At 40.6% G+C, this 20,285-nt stretch carries 13 protein-coding genes and 1 pseudogene; 11 read left to right on the forward strand and 3 right to left on the reverse strand.

Annotated features, from left to right (window positions below; genetic code table 11):
* Nucleotides 1-4: 4 nt before the first annotated feature.
* The 3 genes and pseudogenes from OC457_RS04105 to galU all read left to right on the forward strand — a co-directional run bounded on the left by OC457_RS04105 (nt 5) and on the right by galU (nt 3,705).
* Nucleotides 5-556 carry a sugar transferase gene (locus tag OC457_RS04105; RefSeq protein WP_080173395.1) on the forward strand — a complete coding sequence of 184 codons (552 nt, stop codon included), beginning with the start codon at nt 5-7 and terminating at the stop codon, nt 554-556.
* 151 nt (nt 557-707) lie between these two features.
* Nucleotides 708-2,651, forward strand: coding sequence for a nucleoside-diphosphate sugar epimerase/dehydratase (locus OC457_RS04110; protein WP_080173396.1), 1,944 nt, complete (start codon nt 708-710; stop codon nt 2,649-2,651).
* A 161-nt stretch (nt 2,652-2,812) separates the two neighbouring features.
* Nucleotides 2,813-3,705, forward strand: a pseudogene (gene galU, locus OC457_RS04115) (UTP--glucose-1-phosphate uridylyltransferase GalU).
* A 390-nt stretch (nt 3,706-4,095) separates the two neighbouring features.
* On the opposite strand, the gene OC457_RS04120 reads toward galU, so the two are convergent.
* Together OC457_RS04120 and OC457_RS04125 are read right to left on the reverse strand one after the other, a co-directional pair.
* Nucleotides 4,096-4,710 (reverse strand): N-acetylmuramoyl-L-alanine amidase, encoded by a 615-nt coding sequence (locus OC457_RS04120; protein WP_162841678.1) that lies wholly within the window; start codon nt 4,708-4,710, stop codon nt 4,096-4,098.
* Complete coding sequence (locus OC457_RS04125) at nt 4,707-5,582, reverse strand: alpha/beta hydrolase (protein WP_080173398.1); 876 nt, start codon at nt 5,580-5,582, stop codon at nt 4,707-4,709. Before OC457_RS04125 ends, OC457_RS04120 begins: the two co-directional genes overlap by 4 nt.
* A gap of 230 nt (nt 5,583-5,812) precedes the next feature.
* Here OC457_RS04125 and OC457_RS04130 point away from each other — a divergent pair, with 230 nt between their 5' ends.
* Both OC457_RS04130 and OC457_RS04135 read left to right on the forward strand, forming a co-directional pair.
* A complete protein-coding gene (locus tag OC457_RS04130; RefSeq protein WP_080173399.1) occupies nt 5,813-7,186 on the forward strand; it encodes an MBL fold metallo-hydrolase RNA specificity domain-containing protein in 1,374 nt (457 codons plus the stop codon).
* Nucleotides 7,187-7,240: 54 nt separating this feature from the next.
* The gene (locus OC457_RS04135; protein ID WP_080173400.1) at nt 7,241-7,531 is read left to right on the forward strand and encodes a GIY-YIG nuclease family protein; all 291 of its coding nucleotides are present in this window, start codon (nt 7,241-7,243) and stop codon (nt 7,529-7,531) included.
* Between the two features lie 47 nt (nt 7,532-7,578).
* On the opposite strand, the gene mnmC is transcribed toward OC457_RS04135, so the two are convergent.
* Nucleotides 7,579-9,723: a bifunctional tRNA (5-methylaminomethyl-2-thiouridine)(34)-methyltransferase MnmD/FAD-dependent 5-carboxymethylaminomethyl-2-thiouridine(34) oxidoreductase MnmC gene (gene mnmC, locus OC457_RS04140; RefSeq protein WP_080173401.1), complete on the reverse strand. Its 2,145-nt coding sequence runs from the start codon at nt 9,721-9,723 to the stop codon at nt 7,579-7,581.
* Between the two features lie 391 nt (nt 9,724-10,114).
* On the opposite strand from mnmC, the gene fabB reads away from it, so the two are divergent.
* The 6 genes from fabB to truA all read left to right on the forward strand — a co-directional run bounded on the left by fabB (nt 10,115) and on the right by truA (nt 20,161).
* The gene (fabB, locus tag OC457_RS04145; RefSeq protein ID WP_080158005.1) at nt 10,115-11,329 is read left to right on the forward strand and encodes a beta-ketoacyl-ACP synthase I; all 1,215 of its coding nucleotides are present in this window, start codon (nt 10,115-10,117) and stop codon (nt 11,327-11,329) included.
* Between the two features lie 823 nt (nt 11,330-12,152).
* Nucleotides 12,153-13,319, forward strand: coding sequence for a nucleotide sugar dehydrogenase (locus tag OC457_RS04150; RefSeq protein ID WP_080173402.1), 1,167 nt, complete (start codon nt 12,153-12,155; stop codon nt 13,317-13,319).
* A gap of 20 nt (nt 13,320-13,339) precedes the next feature.
* Nucleotides 13,340-14,515: a 4-phosphoerythronate dehydrogenase gene (locus OC457_RS04155; protein ID WP_080173403.1), complete on the forward strand. Its 1,176-nt coding sequence runs from the start codon at nt 13,340-13,342 to the stop codon at nt 14,513-14,515.
* Nucleotides 14,512-15,525: an aspartate-semialdehyde dehydrogenase gene (locus OC457_RS04160; RefSeq protein ID WP_080173404.1), complete on the forward strand. Its 1,014-nt coding sequence runs from the start codon at nt 14,512-14,514 to the stop codon at nt 15,523-15,525. The genes OC457_RS04155 and OC457_RS04160 overlap by 4 nt, the downstream gene beginning before the upstream one ends.
* A 313-nt stretch (nt 15,526-15,838) precedes the next feature.
* Nucleotides 15,839-18,949: a FimV/HubP family polar landmark protein gene (locus tag OC457_RS04165; protein WP_080173405.1), complete on the forward strand. Its 3,111-nt coding sequence runs from the start codon at nt 15,839-15,841 to the stop codon at nt 18,947-18,949.
* A 432-nt stretch (nt 18,950-19,381) separates the two neighbouring features.
* The gene (gene truA / locus OC457_RS04170) at nt 19,382-20,161 is read left to right on the forward strand and encodes a tRNA pseudouridine(38-40) synthase TruA (RefSeq protein WP_080173406.1); all 780 of its coding nucleotides are present in this window, start codon (nt 19,382-19,384) and stop codon (nt 20,159-20,161) included.
* Nucleotides 20,162-20,285: the final 124 nt, after the last annotated feature.

A 20,285-nucleotide genomic window follows, 5' to 3' on the forward strand; every position in this document is an offset into this window, starting at 1 on the left:
TATTATGATTCGTTTAATCGATTTTCTTGCGGCATTTTTCGGTTTGTTATTTTTATGGCCGATATTATTAATAGTGGTTGTTATTGGTTTGTTTGATACAGGTTCTCCCGTATTTATCCAAACCCGTGTGGGTAAAAATAAACAACCATTTAAATTAATTAAGTTTCGCACTATGTCGGTGGATACTAAATCAGTTGCTAGTCATTTAGCAAGTAATGCCTCTATTACAAAACTAGGTTCTTTTCTTCGCAAAACAAAAATTGATGAACTGCCGCAGTTAATTAATGTGTTAAAAGGTGAGATGAGTTTAGTTGGTCCTCGTCCTAATCTATTTAATCAGGAAGATCTGATAGCTGAACGCGATAAATTAGGTGTTTATGATGTTTTACCTGGTGTTACTGGTTTATCTCAAGTTCAAAATATTGATATGTCGACACCAAAATTATTAGCAGAGACAGATAAAAAGATGATCGATAGCTTAACGCTGAAAGATTATTTTAAATATATTTTAATGACAGCGACAGGTAGTGGTAGTGGTGATGCAGTAAAACCTTAGTTGTGTTTATACTAATTAAATTCTATTTGGAATTCAGTTATTTTAATCTAAACGATAGTGTAATGTTATCGTTTAGATTTGTTGTGCTATAAAAAATAATTAGTTCGTATCCTCTCTTTTTTGTTAACTTTTTTAATATATAGGCTCCTTTATGAAAGTGGAACAGTTTATTTTTTCACTGTCTCGTAGTAACAAGCGGTTAGTAAGTTTAGTTTGTGATGTGTTATTTATTTTTGTGGCTTTCTGGGGGGCGTTTGGTGTTCGTTATGGTCACTTTCATTATTTTCTTAATACTGAGTTGTGGCAATGTTTTATCATTCTGACTATTACGACATTATTTATATTTGTTCAGCTAGGTTTATATCGTGCAATATTACGTTATTTAACGTTTCATGCATTACTTGTTGTTAGTGCTGGTGCGATCTTTTCTGCGATTGTTTTTTCTGGATTAGGTTTTTATTTAGATGCAGGTATCCCCCGCACTGTGCCAATTATCTATGGTGCATTTTTAGCATTATTAGCTGGTGGTGCTCGTTTAATTATGCGTACTTATATCGCTAATTATAATCATCCAAAAAGTAAGCGTAAATCAGTGGTTATTTTTGGTGCAGGTACAACAGGGCGTCAGTTGTGTTTGGCCTTGCGTCAAAGTAATGATTATAAGCCTGTAGCATTTGTTGATAATGATGAAAGTTTGCGTAATACCACTATGATGGGGATTCGCGTTTATCCTGCCAATAAAATTGCAGCAGTGCTTGATAAATATAATGCCGAGCAAGTGTTATTAGCCTTACCGAATGCTAGTCGTTCTGAACGTAAAGCAGTATTAAATAATTTACAGCATTTATCGATTGAAGTACGTACGGTGCCTGATATTGAAGATATTGTGAGTGGTAAATCAAAAATTGATGAATTACGCGAAGTGCCAATTGAAGATTTATTAGGTCGTGATCCAGTTGAACCTGTGGCTGAGTTATTTACCGCTAATATTACTGATAAAGTCGTCATGGTTACGGGAGCTGGTGGCTCTATTGGCTCTGAGCTTTGTCGTCAAATTATAAATCAAAAACCAGCAAAACTGATATTGTTTGAAGTATCTGAATATAACCTTTATATCATTGAAAAAGAGTTAGTTGAAAAGGTTAAAAAAGAAGAATTAAGCGTTGAGATTTATCCATTATTAGGTAGTGTTCAGCGTGAAAATCGTCTGCAAGCGGTGATGGAAGCATTTCAAGTACAAACCTTATATCATGCTGCTGCATATAAGCATGTGCCAATGGTTGAATTTAATATGGTAGAAGGGGTACGTAATAACGTTTTTGGTACGCTTTATACTGCACAAGCGGCAATGAATGCTGGGGTTGAAACCTTTGTATTAATTTCTACTGATAAAGCAGTACGCCCAACCAATGTAATGGGTACGACTAAGCGTATGGCCGAGCTTTCTTTGCAAGCATTAGCTGAAACTTCAACTAAAACTCGTTTTTGTATGGTGCGCTTTGGTAACGTATTAGGCTCATCGGGTTCTGTTATTCCATTGTTTAAGCGCCAAATTGCTGAAGGTGGCCCAGTTACTGTTACTGATCCTAATATCATTCGTTACTTTATGACTATTCCAGAAGCTGCGCAGTTGGTGATCCAAGCTGGTGCAATGGGCAAAGGTGGTGATGTATTTGTATTAGATATGGGCGAACCTGTTAAGATCGCTGAATTAGCTGCGAAATTAATTAAGTTGTCAGGTTTAGAAGTAAAAGATGCAGCAAACTCTAATGGGGATATTGAAATCCAATACACAGGATTACGCCCTGGTGAGAAACTGTATGAAGAATTATTGATTGGCGATAATGTGGATAAAACTAAGCACGAACGTATTATGACCGCGGATGAAGTTTATTTGCCTTGGTCTGAACTTGAGCCGCTATTACAACGCTTAAATGCAGCATGTCATGATTTTGAGCATGAAATGATACGTGATATTTTGCTTGAAGCACCAACAGGTTTTGTTCCGACCGATGGTATTTGTGACATTGTATGGAATAATAAACCGCATTCTCAATTGGCTGAAGTGATACCGCATCAATCAATTAGTGCTTAGCTTTTAATAAATTGAAAATACATTAATACCTGTATTGCTTTGCAGTACGGGTGTTTTTTAAGTATTAATTTGATATGAGTATTTAAAGGATTATTTCTAAATGAATCAAATCAAATCAAATCAAAAAAGCAGTCATCCCTGTTGCTGGTCTTGGAACACGTATGCTATCTGGAACTAAATTCCTAAAGAAATGCTGCCAATCGTTGATAAGCCACTGATTCAATACATCGTTAATGAGTGTGTTAATGCTGGCATTAAAGAAATTGTTTTGGTGACCCACTCATCTAAGAACGCGATTGAAAACCACTTTGATACTTCTTTTGAGTTAGAAGCGACTTTAGAAGCGCGTGTTAAGCGTCAGTTGTTAGATGAAGTGAAAGCGATTTGTCCTAAAGACGTGACGATTATGCATGTACGTCAAGGACAAGCAAAAGGCTTAGGTCATGCGGTTCTGTGTGCTAAACCTTTGATTGGTGATCAGCCGTTTGTAGTTGTGTTGCCTGATGTGATTTTAGATGAATACACAGCTGATCAAAAAACAGAAAACCTTGCAGCGATGATTACACACTTTGAGCAAAAAGGGGCTAGCCAAATTATGGTTGAGCCTGTGCCAATGAGTGATGTGTCTAAGTATGGTGTGGTTGACTGTAACGGTGTTGATCTTCAAGGGGGGGACTCTTGCCCTATGACACGTATGGTTGAAAAGCCTGCGGTTGAGGATGCACCGTCTAACCTTGCTGTTGTGGGTCGTTATGTTTTATCTCACAATATTTGGGATAAGCTAGCAATGACACCACCAGGGGCAGGGGATGAGATCCAACTGACTGATGCTATTGATATGCTGATGAAAGATGAAGTCGTTGAAGCTTTCCACATGACAGGTCGTTCGCATGATTGTGGTGATAAGCTCGGTTATGCCAAAGCCTTTGTTGAATATGCAATGCGCGACAAAGTATTAGGCGAAGCGTTTAGTGCTTATATTCAATCGTTAAATAATGCTTCTTTTGTTGATTCATTAGATTTAACACCATTGAGTGATAAAACTAACGCTTAAGTAATGGTCATTTGGTTTATTCACCGCGCTGACGCCAATGAAAATATGCTAACATTCTATGGCAAATACAAACACTACGACACGCAGATGGTAGATTCCCTATCTCGTTCGTAACCTCACTGTAGGGAATGACGGGTGGTGGTTCGTATATTCACTGTAGGGAATGACTGGCGGGATTCGTATCTTTATTGTAGAGAATGTCAAAGGTTGATGTTAAATAAAAGCTCGCATTGAACTATTTATAGAAATGGTTCAATGCGGGCTTTTTGTGTTTATGGGGAAGATTTTTAATATCGAGTATTTGAATTAAAGTCGAACCTTGTCAGAATTTATATGTATTATTTTGTACTATGAAAATTTAACTCCTGTGCTTTGAAGACTAACCCCTCGTTATTTGCTTTCTGTTATCCACGCTAAAATTCCAGCTACATGATAATCAATAATTTTTTGTCGGCCTGTTGGTGACATTAAAATCAAACAACATTCGAGTTCATTATCCATAAAGAAATTTTCGGTTAATACTGCTGCCATGTGTGTTTTTCTGAGCATATAAAAGCCGCGCTCTTTATCACTGTCGCCATCGCTATAATCACTTCGAAGGGGTTTATTGGGAAACACTTGCGTAAAAGCGTGGGCGATATGATCGGCAATTATGTCGCTGCTGGTTTGGCCGCGACTGGTATAAATTTCAAATCCTTTACCACCGCCAGCGTTGGCATGGACGGAAATTAATAAGCATTGATGATTCGAGTATTGGGTTGCTAGATGGTTGGCACGATTAACGCGAGTGCGGAGGCTGATATCTTCCCGCTCTGGCACAATAATTGTATTTTTAATGCCGTGTGAGGTTAGGGCTTGGCTTATTCCTTGGGTGATCGCGCGATTAAATTCCCCTTCAAATAATTGTTTACCATTAGCCCATAATGGTGAGCGTTTGCCTGTGGTTTGATAAATGCCATCAATAATACCGCCATGGCCGGGATCTAATAATATAAATGGCTTCATAATGTCACCTTTGGAATACCGTATTTTGCGATCACATCACTCCATAAATAACCGTAAGATTTATGTGAATTACCAGGATAGTGATTGGTGATGTAATGATCTTGAGGTTTGATATGGTGGCGATTAGCAAGGTAGTCATCACTTAAATCATGATCGATACAGACAATATCGGTTTTATCACTGACATTGATCCATTGCTCAGTGACGCAATCTGGTGTGGCTAGTTTTTTAACGCTCGGCTGGTGAGTTATTTTTGGTAAAAAGCCTTTAACACAGGTTAGCCCTAGTGGTGAGCCAAAGGTAAACCAGGTACTAATTTGAGGTGGGATTGGTTGACGGCTAAGTTGATGCAGTACGTTATAAGCGATCACGGTTCCCATTGAATGGCTCAGTAAAATGATTGGTCGATGTTGGTATTGATTAAGTAGCTTTATTAATGGTTGTTCGACAGCTCGCTGATAGCTTGGATCATGAAAATAGTAATGAATATCTGGTAGTAATGATTTTAAAAATGGCTTAGAGATAAAAGAGAATAGATTGAATTTATCTTCGATCCATTCTGCAATTTTAGTTGCCCAATGTGGCGGTGCAGAAAGGGGGATTGGTTGCTCATTGTCATGACGGTTATAAGTAGGTAACGGTTTTATCGTGTGAATCTGCGCAATCGCGGTGGTAGTGGCTGCTGATAATACTAACGGTTGTTGATAAAAGTGATCAGCATAATAGGCCATTTTAAAATCAATCTGAGGATGTAGCTGTGATTGATTATAACGTTGTAAGCCATGTTCAAGTGCCTGTTGCCAGTGTGCTGTTAGGGTTGTGGTTGGCAGTTTATTGCCTCGGCCATGAATAGCAATAATGATTGGGTACATGATTAGTCGCTCTCTTAATCTATTATTAGAGGGCTATTAAATTTAATATGTGATGAGTTGTATATTTAAAGGTGTTTTTTTGTGATCGATTAAAAACTATTCAAGAGCGGTTACATTACATCAACATAGTAAAGACGAATGATCCCGAGTTCTGCTTGTTACTATTTTTAACAATATACGTGTGCTGTCATTATAGGATTTTATTGATTATCTGGCTGGGGGAGAGTGCGGTGAAGATTGTTCATCATGGGGCGAAAACAGGAGTAACGGGATCATGTCATGAGCTTATTATTGGTGATAATAGTTTATTAATTGATTGTGGTTTATTTCAGGGAAAAGAAGCCCGTGAGACGCTAGATATTGAATTTGATATTAACAATATTGCTGCATTATTACTGACTCATAGCCATATTGATCATATTGGACGTTTGCCATGGTTACTTGCTGCGGGATTTTCTGGTCCGATTTATACCACTGAGGCAACAGCAGCGTTAGTGCCTTTAATGTTGGAAGACGGGCTTAAAATTCAGTTAGGATTGAATAATAAACAGTGTGAACAAGCATTGGCATTAATTCATCAGCGTATTCGTCCGGTGCCTTATGATTGTTGGGCGCAAATTGTATTACCAACTGGTGAGTTAGTTAAGATCCGTTTTCGTCCGGCTGGGCATATTTTAGGCTCTGCCTATATTGAAATTAAATTACCGACCAATGAGATTATGGTATTTAGTGGCGATCTTGGGCCTAAAAATACCCCGTTACTCACTGATCCTATTGCACCGACAACAGTGCACACGTTGGTGATTGAAAGCACGTATGGCGATAAACACCACCACCCGCTTGAACACCGACAACGGGTATTAAAACAGATCATTGAGCGTTCATTGCAAGATGGCGGGGCAATTATTATTCCTGCTTTTAGCGTTGGACGTACACAAGAATTATTATTTGATCTTGAAAATATTATTGCAGAAGTGGATGTTGATCCTAATGAGGTTCCAACAACTAAACGGGTTTGGCAGAGTTTACCGATAATTTTAGATTCACCATTGGCACAGAAGGTAACAGAGCAATACCGCTATTTTCATGAGTTATGGGCCAAAGAAGCCAAGCAACGGCGTTATATGGGGCGACATCCATTGGCGTTTGAACAATGTATTACTATTGATAGTCATGCTGATCACATCAAATTGGTCAATCGATTACAACATTCTGGTGAGCCTGCAATCATTGTTGCTGCGAGTGGTATGTGCTCTGGCGGTCGCGTGGTGAATTATTTAAAAGCGTTGTTAGCTGATAAACGTACCGATGTGATTTTTGCCGGTTATCAAGCGCAAGGCACCACTGGACGCGCTTTAGTTGATGGCGAAAAAGTGATTAAAATTGATGATAAGGTGATTGATGTCGCTGCGCAGATCCATCAATTATCAGGTTATTCCGCTCATGCTGCGCAGAAAGATCTCGTCAGTTTTGTGGCTGATATTGAGCAAGGTCCACAAGTGATTAAAGTTGTGCATGGTGATTTAGAAGCACAAATAGCGTTAGCGGCAGAATTGAGGAAGGTTAAGCCTAAAGCAACAGTGATCATTGCTGCGAGTGAGTAAGAGATAGCTGGACGAGGTTTTTAGGGATGAGGTAGCGCAGGAGATAAGGTTTGAGTGAATAAAGAGCCTGTGGTTTATATTTTGGCATCACATAATAAGCAGGTGCTTTATGTTGGAGTGACTAGTCAATTAGTCACTCGAATTTGGCAGCATAAAAATAATATTGTTCGTGGTTTTACTCAAAAATATCAGGTGCATTCTTTAGTGTATTATGAGCGATTTGATTCTATGACAACTGCAATTAAACGGGAGAAACAATTAAAGAAATGGCGTCGTTCATGGAAGGAGCAATTAATTAAGGACAATAATCCACAGTGGCTAGATTTGTACGATAGTTTATTGTGATAACCCCCGTCATTCCCTACAGTGAGGTTACGAACGATATACTAAACCTATGATCTTACCTCTTTCCCGCGCACTAATTTTCGTACCCACATACGTCCAGGGTGGAGAGCATCTAACACTGTGTGTGGCAATGGCAGTGGATCACCACAAATTTGAGATGCTAATAATTCGCCTAATAGTGGCGCTGAACTTAATCCTCTTGAGCCGAGCCCAACAATGGCAAATAGATTTTTATAGACGGGTACATTTTGTGCGTAAAGCTGGTTATCTTTTAGATCCTGATATTGTTTAATCAAATCATCATAGCGACATACGTTACCCACAAACGGTAAATGATCGCGGCTCGCACAACGGACACCAATGCGTGCGCGTGAAGGTTGATCAAATGCGTCAACATCAATTTCATTCGCCCATGATGTGGTTGCAGGCACACTGTCTAATAAACGCTGTTTATTTTGCTGTTGATCGACTTCACTGTAATCAAGATCGCAATTACGACGGGCATAACTAGCACCAATACAATGGCTGTCAGTATTGCTATTTGCTGGCGTTAAATAACCATCATAACAAAGTACCGTTTCAAGTTTAGCTAATTGTGCATTAGTCGGAATGTGACTGACTTGACCACGTACTGATGAGGTCGGAATTGGGGCTGTTTGTGGGTATTGGTCTAAGCGATGACCATTCGCAACCACAACCGTCGTGTGATTAACCGTTGTGCCATTAGCCAAGGTTAACTGCCATTGGTGGTGATTATTCTCGGTTTCAATTTGCTCAAGTGCCGTAATATCACTATTAAGGTGTAATGTCAGTTTGCCTGTTTGAACCGCAGATTCTATTAATGCTTGAGTGAGTTGTTGTGGGCATAGCCAGCCACCAAGAGGATAGTTAACACTGCGACAATCAGTCTCAACGCCAGTGATAGCACGTGTTTGTTCGACATTTAAACTACGCACTAATGACTCTGGAAATCCTCCCGCTAACATACAATCTAGCTTTTGGGTTTGACGACTGAGTTTCTTATTATTTGTTACTTTTGCGTGTTGTTTTTCTGTTGCAGTTAGATTTTTGCCATTCTCATCCCACGCTAATTGGGTGACGCCGCACCAATCATGATCAAATTGACAGTACTGTGCTGCTTGTTCAACAAATTGACGCGCATAAATAAAACCTGGCGCAAAAAAGCGAGACAGTGCGTCATGTTTACCATTAAGAAGAGGGTAAACAGCGCCTTGACGATTGCCTGATGCTCCTTGGGCTAATTCGCGATCAGCGCAATATAAACTGACATTTTGACCACGACGGATCAAGGCTATCGCGGTTGTTGCTGAAGCGACACCACCACCAATAATGGCAATGTCGCTTGGCTCAGATTGCAGTGTTTGTTGTGAACTACGTGCAAACCATGGTTTAAAATTGGCTTGCTGGTGGTTTTTTATAACAGTACCCACTGTCATATGGCGTTTAATACCAAATCCTTTGGCTTTTTTGATATCAAACCCAGCGTCACTTAAGCCGCGGCGAACAAATCCTGCCGCTGTAAAAGTAGCGATCGTACACCCTGAACGTGCCATGTTTGCCATATTATTAAACAGATTTTGGCTCCACATTTCAGGGTTTTTCTTAGGGGCGAAACCATCTAAGAACCAAGCATCAACAATGCCGTTATTGCCAACCCAAACTTGAGGCATGCAGTCTTTGATATCACCAAACCACAAATCAAGGGTGATCATGCCATTTTCAAGCACAATACGATGACAATCAGCAACCGCGGGAGGATAATGTTGATCAAGTTGTTGAGTAAACTCGGCTAATTCTGGCCATACTTGGTGTGCTTTGAGCAGATCTTGTTTTGTGATCGGGGCTTTTTCAAAGCTAATAAAGTGTAATTCTTTAACGGTTGCATCTGGATGTTGTTCGCGAAAGGCTTTAAATGTTTGCCATAACGCTAAAAAATTAAGCCCAGTACCAAATCCCGTTTCGGCAACCACAAATCGACGTCGATCAAAATCATGCCAGCGTTCAGGTAAGCCATTTTGTTTGATGAACACATAACGTGTTTCTTCTAATCCATCGTCATTTGAAAAATAAATATCATCAAAATCAGTCGATAATGGGCTACCGACGTCGTTCCAATCTAAAATGGCATTTTCAATTCGTAGTGTGGATTGTGTAGGAGTCGAACGAGACAAAACGAACCTCTTGTTTAGCTGCTGAGCATTTTGCCACCATTTTATGCATGAAAATGCATCAATTGTGGGTTCTAAATGCGATTTAAGGGCAATTTTGATTAGATTGTACCTGAAATACAGGAAAGCTGACCACTTTTCAGGAGCAAAGCCGTTATAGTTCTCATACTAAATATTCATTAACTTTTTTGTCTATCTTGATGGAAAGGTTAAATTAGGCATTATCGGCCCAAACTTCTTTAATATCGCGTGTTTTCGTTCGCAGTCATTAACGAAGAGCGAATGTGAGCGCAGATTTTAAAGCCGTTTGGGACGTATTCTAGTCATTGATGTAGGGCAGCGGTTGTTCTATAAAATGAGTAGGTATTTCCATTAATATCAGTAGGAATTCATCATGAAACGAGCCGTAATTACAGGCATGGGTATTGTATCTAGTATCGGTAACAACGTTGCTGAAGTATTAGAATCCCTAAAAACTGGCAAATCAGGTATTAACTACTCTGAGCAATTCGCTGAAATGAAATTGCGTTCAAATGTGTGGGGTGATCTAAAAATCACACCGTCTGAGCACATTGATCGTAAAAAAATGCGTTTCATGGGTGATGCTGCTGCATTTGCTTACCTTTCTATGGAGCAAGCGGTTGCTGACTCTGGCCTAGCTGAAGATCAAGTATCTAACGAGCGTACGGGTTTGGTTGCTGGTTCTGGTGGTGCATCATCATACAACCAATACCATGCAGTAGACACACTACGTGAGAAAGGCGTTAAGCGTGTGGGTCCTTACATGGTGCCACGTACTATGTCTTCAACTGTTTCTGCATGTTTGGCAACACCTTTTAAAATTCGCGGTGTTAACTACACCATGAGTTCTGCATGTGCAACATCTGCACACTGTATCGGTCACGCCGTTGAGCTTATTCAATTAGGCAAGCAAGATGTAGTATTTGCTGGTGGTGGTGAAGAGCTTGATTGGTCACTAACGATGATGTTTGATGCTATGGGCGCGTTGTCGACTAAATACAATGATGATCCATCAAAAGCATCACGTACTTACGATGCAGATCGTGACGGTTTCGTGATCTCTGGTGGCGGCGGCATGGTTGTCGTTGAAGAACTAGAGCACGCATTAGCACGTGGCGCAAAAATTTACGGTGAGATTGTAGGTTATGGCGCAACATCTGACGGCTACGACATGGTAGCGCCATCAGGTGAAGGCGCAGTGCGTTGTATGAAGATGGCAATGAAAGATCTTGATGCACCAGTTGACTACATCAACACTCACGGTACATCAACACCTGTTGGCGATCTAAAAGAGCTTGGTGCTATTCAAGAGTTATTTAGCGATCATAGCCCTGCTATCTCTGCAACGAAAGCAATGACAGGCCACGCACTAGGTGCGGCTGGTGTTCACGAAGCTATCTACTCAACGTTAATGCTAGAGCACGGTTTTGTTGCACCAAGCATCAACATTGAAAACCTAGATGAAGCAGCTAAAGGTCTTGATATCGTGACTGAAAAGCGCGATGTTGAACTTAAGACTGTTATGTCTAACAGCTTTGGTTTTGGTGGTACAAACGCAACGCTAGTGATTAAGAAATACGAAGCGTAATTAAGGAAAAATCAGGGGCGGAATTTCGAGTAGCGAGATTTTGTACCTGAGAGTCCACAGCGTAATAAAAAGCGATAGGTGAGAGCCTGTCGCTTTTTTTATAGTTTATATTTCCCGTTAAATGTTAGCGTGTTTTACTGGTGTCTTTAAGGCTCAAGTTCGCGGTGAGTAGATCCCGGATAGTCTCGTACCTCAACTTCCGGGATGACGGATAATGGGCTAAGTGAATGCCAAGCCTATCCATTCGTCATTCCCTACAGTGAATGCCGCGAGGGCGATAGGGGATCTACTATTCACGCGTTGTAGAGTTTATCTTTCCCGTTAAATATCAGTGTGTTTTCACTGGCGTATTTAAGGCTTAAGTTCGCGGTGAGTAGATCCCGGATAGTCTCGTACCTCAACTTCCGGGATGACGGATAATGGGCTAAGTGAATGCCAAGCCTATCCATTCGTCATTCCCTACAGTGAATGCCGCGAGGGCGATAGGGGATCTACTATTCACGCGTTGTAGAGTTTATCTTTCCCGTTAAATATCAGTGTGTTTTCACTGGCGTATTTAAGGCTTAAGTTCGCGGTGAGTAGATCCCGGATAGTTTCGTACCTCAACTTCCGGGATGACGGATAATGGGCTAAGTGAATGACATGCCTATCCATTCGTCATTCCCTACAGTGAATGCCCGCGAGGGCGATAGGGAATCTTCTCTTCGCGCGTTGTAGCATTTATATTTTCCGTTAAATGTTAGCATGTTTTCAGATAAACTAAGCACAAGTAAGTAAGCTGTGAGTAATCATGACTTACACATTAATTTATTGGGGTTAAGTAATGAAAATTACTGTCGTAGGTACAGGCTATGTTGGCTTGTCTAATGCGGTCTTGTTATCACAGCATAACGAAGTTGTAGCACTTGATATTATTGAAGAGAAAGTCGCACTCATTAATCAAGGCTTATCTCCTATTGTGGATCAGGAGATTGAAGATTTTTTACAACACAAAACGTTGAATCTGATCGCTACTACTGATGCAACACATGCTTATGATGGTGCTGAGTTTGTTATTATTGCAACCCCAACAGATTATGATCCAATCTCTAACTATTTTGATACTCGCTCAGTAGAAGCGGTGATTAAAGATGTAATAGCAAAAAATCCGACAGCCACTATGATAATTAAATCAACGGTTCCGGTTGGATATACCGAAAATATTAAACAACAATTTGGTATCGATAATATTATATTTTCACCTGAATTTTTACGTGAAGGTCGTGCGCTTTACGATAATTTATATCCTTCGCGTATTATTGTTGGTGAGCGTTCAGAGCGGGCTGAGAAATTTGCAGAACTATTAAAACAAGGTGCGCAGAAACAAGATATTGCGGTGTTATTTACTCAATCAACAGAAGCTGAAGCGGTTAAATTATTTTCCAATACTTATCTTGCTATGCGAGTGGCCTATTTTAATGAGCTTGATAGTTATGCTGAAGCACTAAACTTAGATAGTCGTCAAATTATTGAGGGTGTTGGTTTAGATCCTCGAATTGGTAACCACTATAATAATCCTTCATTTGGTTATGGCGGCTATTGTTTACCTAAAGATACCAAGCAGTTACGCGCAAACTATCGCGATGTACCAAACAATATTATTGGTGCGATTGTTGATGCCAATACCACTCGTAAAGATTTTATTGCTGATTCTATTATTGCGAAGCGGCCTAAAGTGGTTGGTATTTATCGGTTAATCATGAAATCAGGTTCTGATAATTTCCGCGCTTCAAGCATTCAAGGTATTATGAAGCGCATAAAAGCCAAAGGCATTGAAGTGGTGGTGTTTGAGCCGGTACTTGAAGAAGATGAATTCTTTAATTCAAAAGTGATAAAAGATTTCGAAGCCTTTAAAGCAATGTCTGATGTGATTGTGTCTAATCGTATGGCTATCGAACTTGAAGCCGTACAAGATAAAGTTTATACCCGAGATTTATTCGGCGCTGATTAAGTAAAGCAGGGAAAGCCTTAATGAAAATCCTTATCGATGAAAACATGCCTTATGCTCAACAATTATTTAGCCACTTAGGCGACGTTATTGCAAAACCAGGTCGTACTTTAACGGCTGATGATTTAGTGGGCATTGATGCTTTAATGATCCGCTCTGTTACCAAAGTGAATGCGGATTTGATAGCCAAAGCCGATAAACTTAAATTTGTCGGTACTGCAACTGCAGGTCAAGATCATGTTGATCAGGATTTATTAGCAGCTAAGGGTATTACCTTTACCGCAGCTCCTGGGTGTAACAAAGTGGGTGTGGCAGAATATGTGTTAAGTAGCTTGATGGTCTTAGGCCAGCAACAAGACTTTTCTATTTTTGATCGCACTATCGGTATTATTGGGGCGGGTAATGTTGGGACGTATTTAGCTAAATGCCTTGATGCGCTGGGCATTCGTTATCTGTTAAACGATCCTTTAAAACAAGCTGAAGGCGATCAACGTCAGTTTGATTCACTTGAACGTTTATTAGCAGAGTGTGATGTGATCACTGCCCATACCCCGATTACGCGTGGTGGTGAACACCCAACTCATCATTTAATTGATGCTAATTTTCTAGCAGCAATGCAGCCAAATGCGATTTTAATCAATGCAGCCCGTGGACCTGTGGTTGATAATCAAGCGTTAAAACAGGCATTGCAAGCTGCAACGAATGGTTCAGGTAAAGCATTAACCGCAGTGTTAGATGTATTTGAGCAAGAACCAGTCATTGATTTGGCGTTATTACCGTTATTAGCGTTTGCTACTCCCCATGTGGCAGGGTATGGCCTTGAAGGTAAAGCGCGTGGTACGACCATGGTGTTTAACAGCTTTTGTCAGTTTTTAAGTAATGATCACCGTGCTCAGGCAAGTGATTTATTACCCATTGCGCCTGTACCTCAAGTGCAATTAAGCCGCCAATGGGATGAAGTAACCTTATTTAGTTTGATTCAATTAGTTTATGATGTCCGTAAAGATGACGGTATTTTCCGTCGTGAAATGTTAGCAGCTGGCGACGATAACAGCAAAATGGCCACCGCATTTGATCTAATGCGTAAAAATTACTGGGATCGACGTGAATATAGTGCGATTACAGTAGCGGCGAAGGCCGAGTTTGCGGTAGAGTCGCTGGCTAAATTAGGTTTTACAGTAGTAGAGGTCACTCAATGAGTCAGGAATATGATATCGCAATACTTGGCGCAACAGGCGCAGTAGGCGAAGCTATGGTCGAAGTGCTAGAAGCACGTAATTTTCCTGTTCGCAATCTTTACTTGCTGGCAAGTGATCGTAGCGCAGGTAAAGCGTTACGTTTTAAAGGTAAATCAACGCGCGTTCGTAATGTAGAAGATTTCGACTGGAGCCAAGTACAAATTGCTTTGTTCTCAGCAGGTGCAGAAGCATCACGCCATTGGGCTCCGATTGCCACTGAGCAAGGTGTTGTTGTTATCGATAATACCTCTGAATTCCGTTACGAATATGATGTACCGTTAGTGATTCCAGAAGTGAATCCTGAAGCGATTGCGGATTACCGTAACCGTAACATTATTGCTAACCCTAACTGTTCAACGATTCAAATGTTAGTGGCACTGAAGCCGATTCAAGATGCTTATGGTATTGATCGTATTAACGTTGCAACATACCAGTCAGTATCAGGTTCAGGTCGTAAAGGCATTGATGAGTTAGCAGGGCAAACAGCAAAACTGCTTAATGGCTTACCGATTGAAACTAAAGCATACGATAAGCAAATTGCATTTAACTGTATTCCACAGATTGATGAATTTATGGATAACGGCTACACCAAAGAAGAAATGAAAATGGTGTGGGAAACACAGAAGATTTTAGGCGATTCAAGTATTCGTGTGAATCCGACCTGTGTGCGTGTGTCATCATTCTTTGGTCATGGCGAAGCAGTACACGTTGAAACGCATCAACCAATTGTATTAGATGATGCGATTAACTTGCTTGAAAATACTGACGGTATTGAAGTCTTCCTTGGTAATGAATATCCAACGCAAGTTACCGATGCCGTAGGTAAAGATCATGTCATGGTTGGCCGTATTCGTGAAGATATTAGTCATCCATGTGGACTTAACATGTGGATCGTCGCTGATAACGTTCGTAAAGGCGCAGCTACCAACAGTATTCAGATCGCTGAAAAGTTGATTGCAGATTATTTATAATTAATCTGATTAAAAGCAAGGTCTAGATCGCGTTATTAGTGTGTATTTACATTGTTAGCGCGACCAAACTTGCTAACAAAATAACAAAGCGATGGGTGAGAGCCTGTCGCTTTTTTATTTCGTTAGCTGCTTGCTTTTCTTTTGCTGATAACTTGACATAATATGATGCTTGTTATGATTGAATAGATCAATGCAGTCGTATTGATACGGGCTGTTATTATCAAGTTGTTACTATCAAGAAGCTATTATTTCGAATTTGTTGTATGCAACGATTTCGAGCAATTTTTATTTCTGCCAAAGAGGAATGTAGGCAGTGGCTAACATCCCAAAAATACTTAAACGTATGGTACTACCGGTAGCTTTTGTTACTATTTCTTCTTACTTACCGGTAGTGAATGCAAATACTATACGTATAGTCGGTCCCGCCAATGAAGACAGCTCGTATGCAAATCTCAATCGAGATACCGCCACGAGCCAATTAGACGCACCTAAAAAACAGTTTTCGACATCATCTGCAATGGCGCGTAATTATGGCCCAACGTATGAAAATGAAACGTTGTGGGGTATTGCGTCACGTCATTTACCAAATAATGATGTCTCTATTTTTAAAGTTATTGGTGCTATCTACGATCTTAACCATGATGCATTTGAAAATAATAATATTCATTCATTATTACCTGGTAGCTATTTAAAACTGCCGACAATCGATCAAATTCAACAGCAGCGTATTAGTTCTGTCAGTCGAAAATTAGCTGCCGATCAATTACGTGCACCTTATGCGACGGAATTGGAAAAAAGACGCTTAGCTGAGCAACAAGCAGTAGAACAGCAAGCCGCGGCGGTGAAAACGCCACCTAAAGAGATTAAGTTATCTCCAGCTAACACTGAGCCTAAAACAGCACCGACAACGGATGTGTCAGTAAAAGCTGATAACATAACGGCGCCGACGACCTCAGTAGAGAACAGTGCAGAGCCGACAACAAATGCCGCTGGTACTGTTAGCGAAGATAACAATGCGCCGATTCCCGCGAAACCTGTACAGCCACCAGTTGATACTTCAGATGTTAAAATGGATGCATTAGTAGAAAGTAACCATGCATTACGGTTGCGGTTATCTGCTATGCAACAAGATGTGGCGACACTGAAAGATCAGGTGACTGAAAGCGATAATATTCGCCAACAAATGGTGTCATTTATCGAGCAACAAAAGCAACAAGCAGCAGTGGTAGAACCAATACCTCAGACATGGCTTGATCGGTTAACGAATAATCCATGGGCATTGGCTGCTGCAGGTATCATTCCTGGTGGTTTAATTGCTGGATTATTTGCATTCTTGCTCTTCCGCCGTAAAAAAGACGATACAGAGCAACCATCGTTACCTGCTTCTATGAGTGAGAACGATAATACGATTGTCGTGCCTGCTAATTTGAGAGAAACAGATCAAGATGATGATCTTGATGATCTATTTGCGGATGATGATTTATTTGCAGATATTGAACCGCCTCAAACAGCTCATCATCCCGAGCACGCTGCGGTTACTCGTGCAGAAGTATCTGATAGTGCGAATACCGTTGAGAGTAATGATCATCAAACGGTCATTGTTGCGACTGACACTGATTTTGATGAGAGTGCATTTAATAATAACCTCAGTACTATTTCAGTCACTAATGATAACGCTATTGGTCTAGAAGACATGGAACGGGCGTTGGATGAGCTTGATGTAAAACCAGAGCCTAGTGCTGACGAAGCCCTTGCTACGTTATGGGAAAAATCCCTGACTGAAGAAAATAATACAACTTTTGATTTAGCTGAATATGATGAAGCAATTATAGCATCAGCATCAGCATCAGCATCAGCATCAGAAAATGAAAGAGATAAGCCATTATCTGATCAAGCGTTATTAGATGAGATCTTACAGCAAGCTCAATCATCATCCCAAGAGACTCCTCAGCAAGAAGTCATAACGGACGCTGAATTAGAGGGAACAACGGTTGTATCGCAAGATGAATTGGACGCTCTATTTACTCAATTTAATCATGATCTACCGGATATAACCGCAACGACGACGGCAAACAGTAATGATGAATCTTTATTTGCTGAAGATAGCACTGAACTATTAGATGATTTAGTTGCTAATGAGGATGATCAACCATTTAAGAGTGATATTGAGTTAGCCGAAAACAGTACCGACTTATTAGATGAACTACTTGCTGATAACGATGATGAACGAGCAACAGCCTCTAAGATAACAGTTGATGAAAACAGTACCGATTTATTGGATGAACTGTTAGCTGCTGACTCAACGACAGCGGCATTTAATCTTGATGATCTGCCTGATTTTGATGAGCAAGCGGCATTTGATCATTTTGAAGATGACATGTCAGTACAGCCCGCCGCTGATGCGGTACATAATACTCCGCTAAGTTTAGATGATTTACCTGAATTTGATGAAGATGCTGCGTTTGATGATCCACAGGCATCACCGTTAGAACAAATAGATGAACGTTCAGAAATTGATGAACAAATTGCCATCGACAATGTAACACGTCAGCTACAACAGGCGGCACAAGCAGCGGAACAGCGTCAGCAAGTACCTGTTGATAATAGTGTGAGTGCTGAGTCTGATTGTTCTCCGTTTGATACTGCGCGTCATCTGGAATATGCGTTTGATAATATTGATGTCAGTACGCTACCTGAGTTTGATGAAAATGAGGCCTTATTCGCATCATTTGAAGAGCAACATGAGCTAGAGCAATATGCAATAGAGCGTGGCTTTAAGTCGCAATCAAGGGCGAATGATGCCGCTGACGTTGATCAATCACCTGAAGCGAAACAAGAACGCGCTGATTCTGCTGGTTTAGACATGGATGCTTTGTTATTTGATGATGCAGATACGGCAGAGACTAGACCGCAACGTGGACTTAATAATGATGAACGCGATCAATTATTAGCGACTACTGTTGATAGTACTATTGCTGATAACGAAGATGTACTTGCTGAAGATGAAGCTGCCGTTTGGAAAGGTGTTGCGGCAGAGCCTGAATTAGTGAGTGAAGATTGGTCTAAACAACCAGATCTTGCACCCGCTGATATTAAAACGGCAGCGTCAGCATTACCAAACTATATCAGTATTGATGAGTTGCTTGCTGATGATCCTAACTATCATCAAGAAGATCCTGATGAAAAACCGTTGAATCTTGATGTTGGTTTGAAAGAGTTTCCTGATATGTTCGCTAATATTCGTGAATGTGATGTTGATAGCGCGGGTGAATATGCCGGTCAGCTTGATCTGGCAAAAGCATACCTAGAAATGAATGATATTGGTGGCGCAGTTGATTTGCTACAAGATATCGTTTTAAAAGGTGAGGGCGAGGTAAAAGCCGAAGCCAATGCTTTATTAGATAAATTTAAAGCGAAGAAGTAGGCGTATCTAGGAACGAGGAAGAGCTGGAACGAGGTTTCTTCGAGATAAAAAGCGATAGGTGAGAGCCTGTCGCTTTTTTTGTGCCTAACCCCTCGTCATTCTCTACAGTGAATGCCTGCAAGGGCGATAGGGGATCTCCTGTTCGCGCGTTGTAGAATTTATATTCTCTGTTAAATGTTAGTGTGTTTTCTGTGGTGTATTTAAGGCTCAAGCTCGTGGTGAGTAGATCCCGGATAGTTTCGTACCTCACCTTTCAAGATGACGAATATTGGGCTGTCTCGACACTAATAATCTCGAAACTCGATATCTTTCGCTCTTCCTCGTCCCTACTTTCCTCACCCCTCGAAATCCCCTATACTTCACCTCTGTTTTCAACAGGCGCTTAAATAACATCGCCTGTGTGTTTATGTTGAATTAAGTCGAAGTGAGATTATGCGAATAGCGTTAGGTATAGAATACGATGGTGCTAAATATTGTGGTTGGCAGCGTCAAGTAGATGTGGATAGTGTTCAAGAGCGTTTAGAAAAAGCGTTGTCACACATTGCTAATCAGCCGATTGCTGTTTTTTGTGCCGGGCGTACTGATACCGGTGTTCATGGAACTGGTCAAGTTGTTCACTTCGATGTTGATATTGAGCGTAAAATGGCAGCATGGACGATGGGGGTAAACGCCTATTTACCTAAAGATATTGCGGTACGTTGGGCGCATGAAGTTACTGAAGATTTCCATGCGCGTTTTTCTGCAACAGCACGTCGATACCGCTACGTGATTTATAATCACTCAGTGCGTCCAGCTATTTTTCAACATGGTGTTAGCCATTATCATGGTCATCTTGATGAAAACAAAATGCATGAAGCCGCTCAATATTTAATTGGTGAGCACGACTATACTTCATTTCGTGCAACTCAATGTCAATCACGCAGTCCGTGGCGTCGACTAGAGCATTTGACGGTGACTCGTCAAGGTGACTTTGTTGTTATCGATATTAAAGCTAATGCATTTGTTCATCATATGGTACGTAATATTGCAGGTAGCTTAATCAAAGTCGGTAAAGGCGAAAAACAACCAGATTGGATCAAGTGGGTACTAGAGCAAAAAGATCGTCGCATTGCTGGTCCAACAGCAAAATCAGCGGGTTTATATTTAGTCGATGTCGATTACCCTGCAGAGTATAATTTACCGCGTTCAGCATTAGGACCGTTATTTTTGTAAGCTATTTGTTCAGTACAGGTTAAATGTTTAGTATATAGTTACTAATATTATGGCTATTTTTAATGTGTACTGATGTTTTTGCTCAAAAATATCATCATGGTGCTCAAAGGTAATACCAGTTTTT

Source organism: Photobacterium toruni, from assembly GCF_024529955.1.
Classification (GTDB): domain Bacteria; phylum Pseudomonadota; class Gammaproteobacteria; order Enterobacterales; family Vibrionaceae; genus Photobacterium; species Photobacterium toruni.

What these genes read in the sequence shown, in the direction of transcription:
- OC457_RS04105 (WP_080173395.1), top strand. Translation starts at nt 5, where the DNA reads ATGATTCGTTTAATCGATTTTCTTGCGGCATTTTTCGGTTTGTTATTT.
- OC457_RS04110 (WP_080173396.1), top strand. Translation starts at nt 708, where the DNA reads ATGAAAGTGGAACAGTTTATTTTTTCACTGTCTCGTAGTAACAAGCGG.
- OC457_RS04120 (WP_162841678.1), bottom strand. Translation starts at nt 4,710, where the DNA reads ATGAAGCCATTTATATTATTAGATCCCGGCCATGGCGGTATTATTGAT.
- OC457_RS04125 (WP_080173398.1), bottom strand. Translation starts at nt 5,582, where the DNA reads ATGTACCCAATCATTATTGCTATTCATGGCCGAGGCAATAAACTGCCA.
- fabB (WP_080158005.1), top strand. Translation starts at nt 10,115, where the DNA reads ATGAAACGAGCCGTAATTACAGGCATGGGTATTGTATCTAGTATCGGT.
- OC457_RS04150 (WP_080173402.1), top strand. Translation starts at nt 12,153, where the DNA reads ATGAAAATTACTGTCGTAGGTACAGGCTATGTTGGCTTGTCTAATGCG.
- OC457_RS04155 (WP_080173403.1), top strand. Translation starts at nt 13,340, where the DNA reads ATGAAAATCCTTATCGATGAAAACATGCCTTATGCTCAACAATTATTT.
- OC457_RS04160 (WP_080173404.1), top strand. Translation starts at nt 14,512, where the DNA reads ATGAGTCAGGAATATGATATCGCAATACTTGGCGCAACAGGCGCAGTA.
- truA (WP_080173406.1), top strand. Translation starts at nt 19,382, where the DNA reads ATGCGAATAGCGTTAGGTATAGAATACGATGGTGCTAAATATTGTGGT.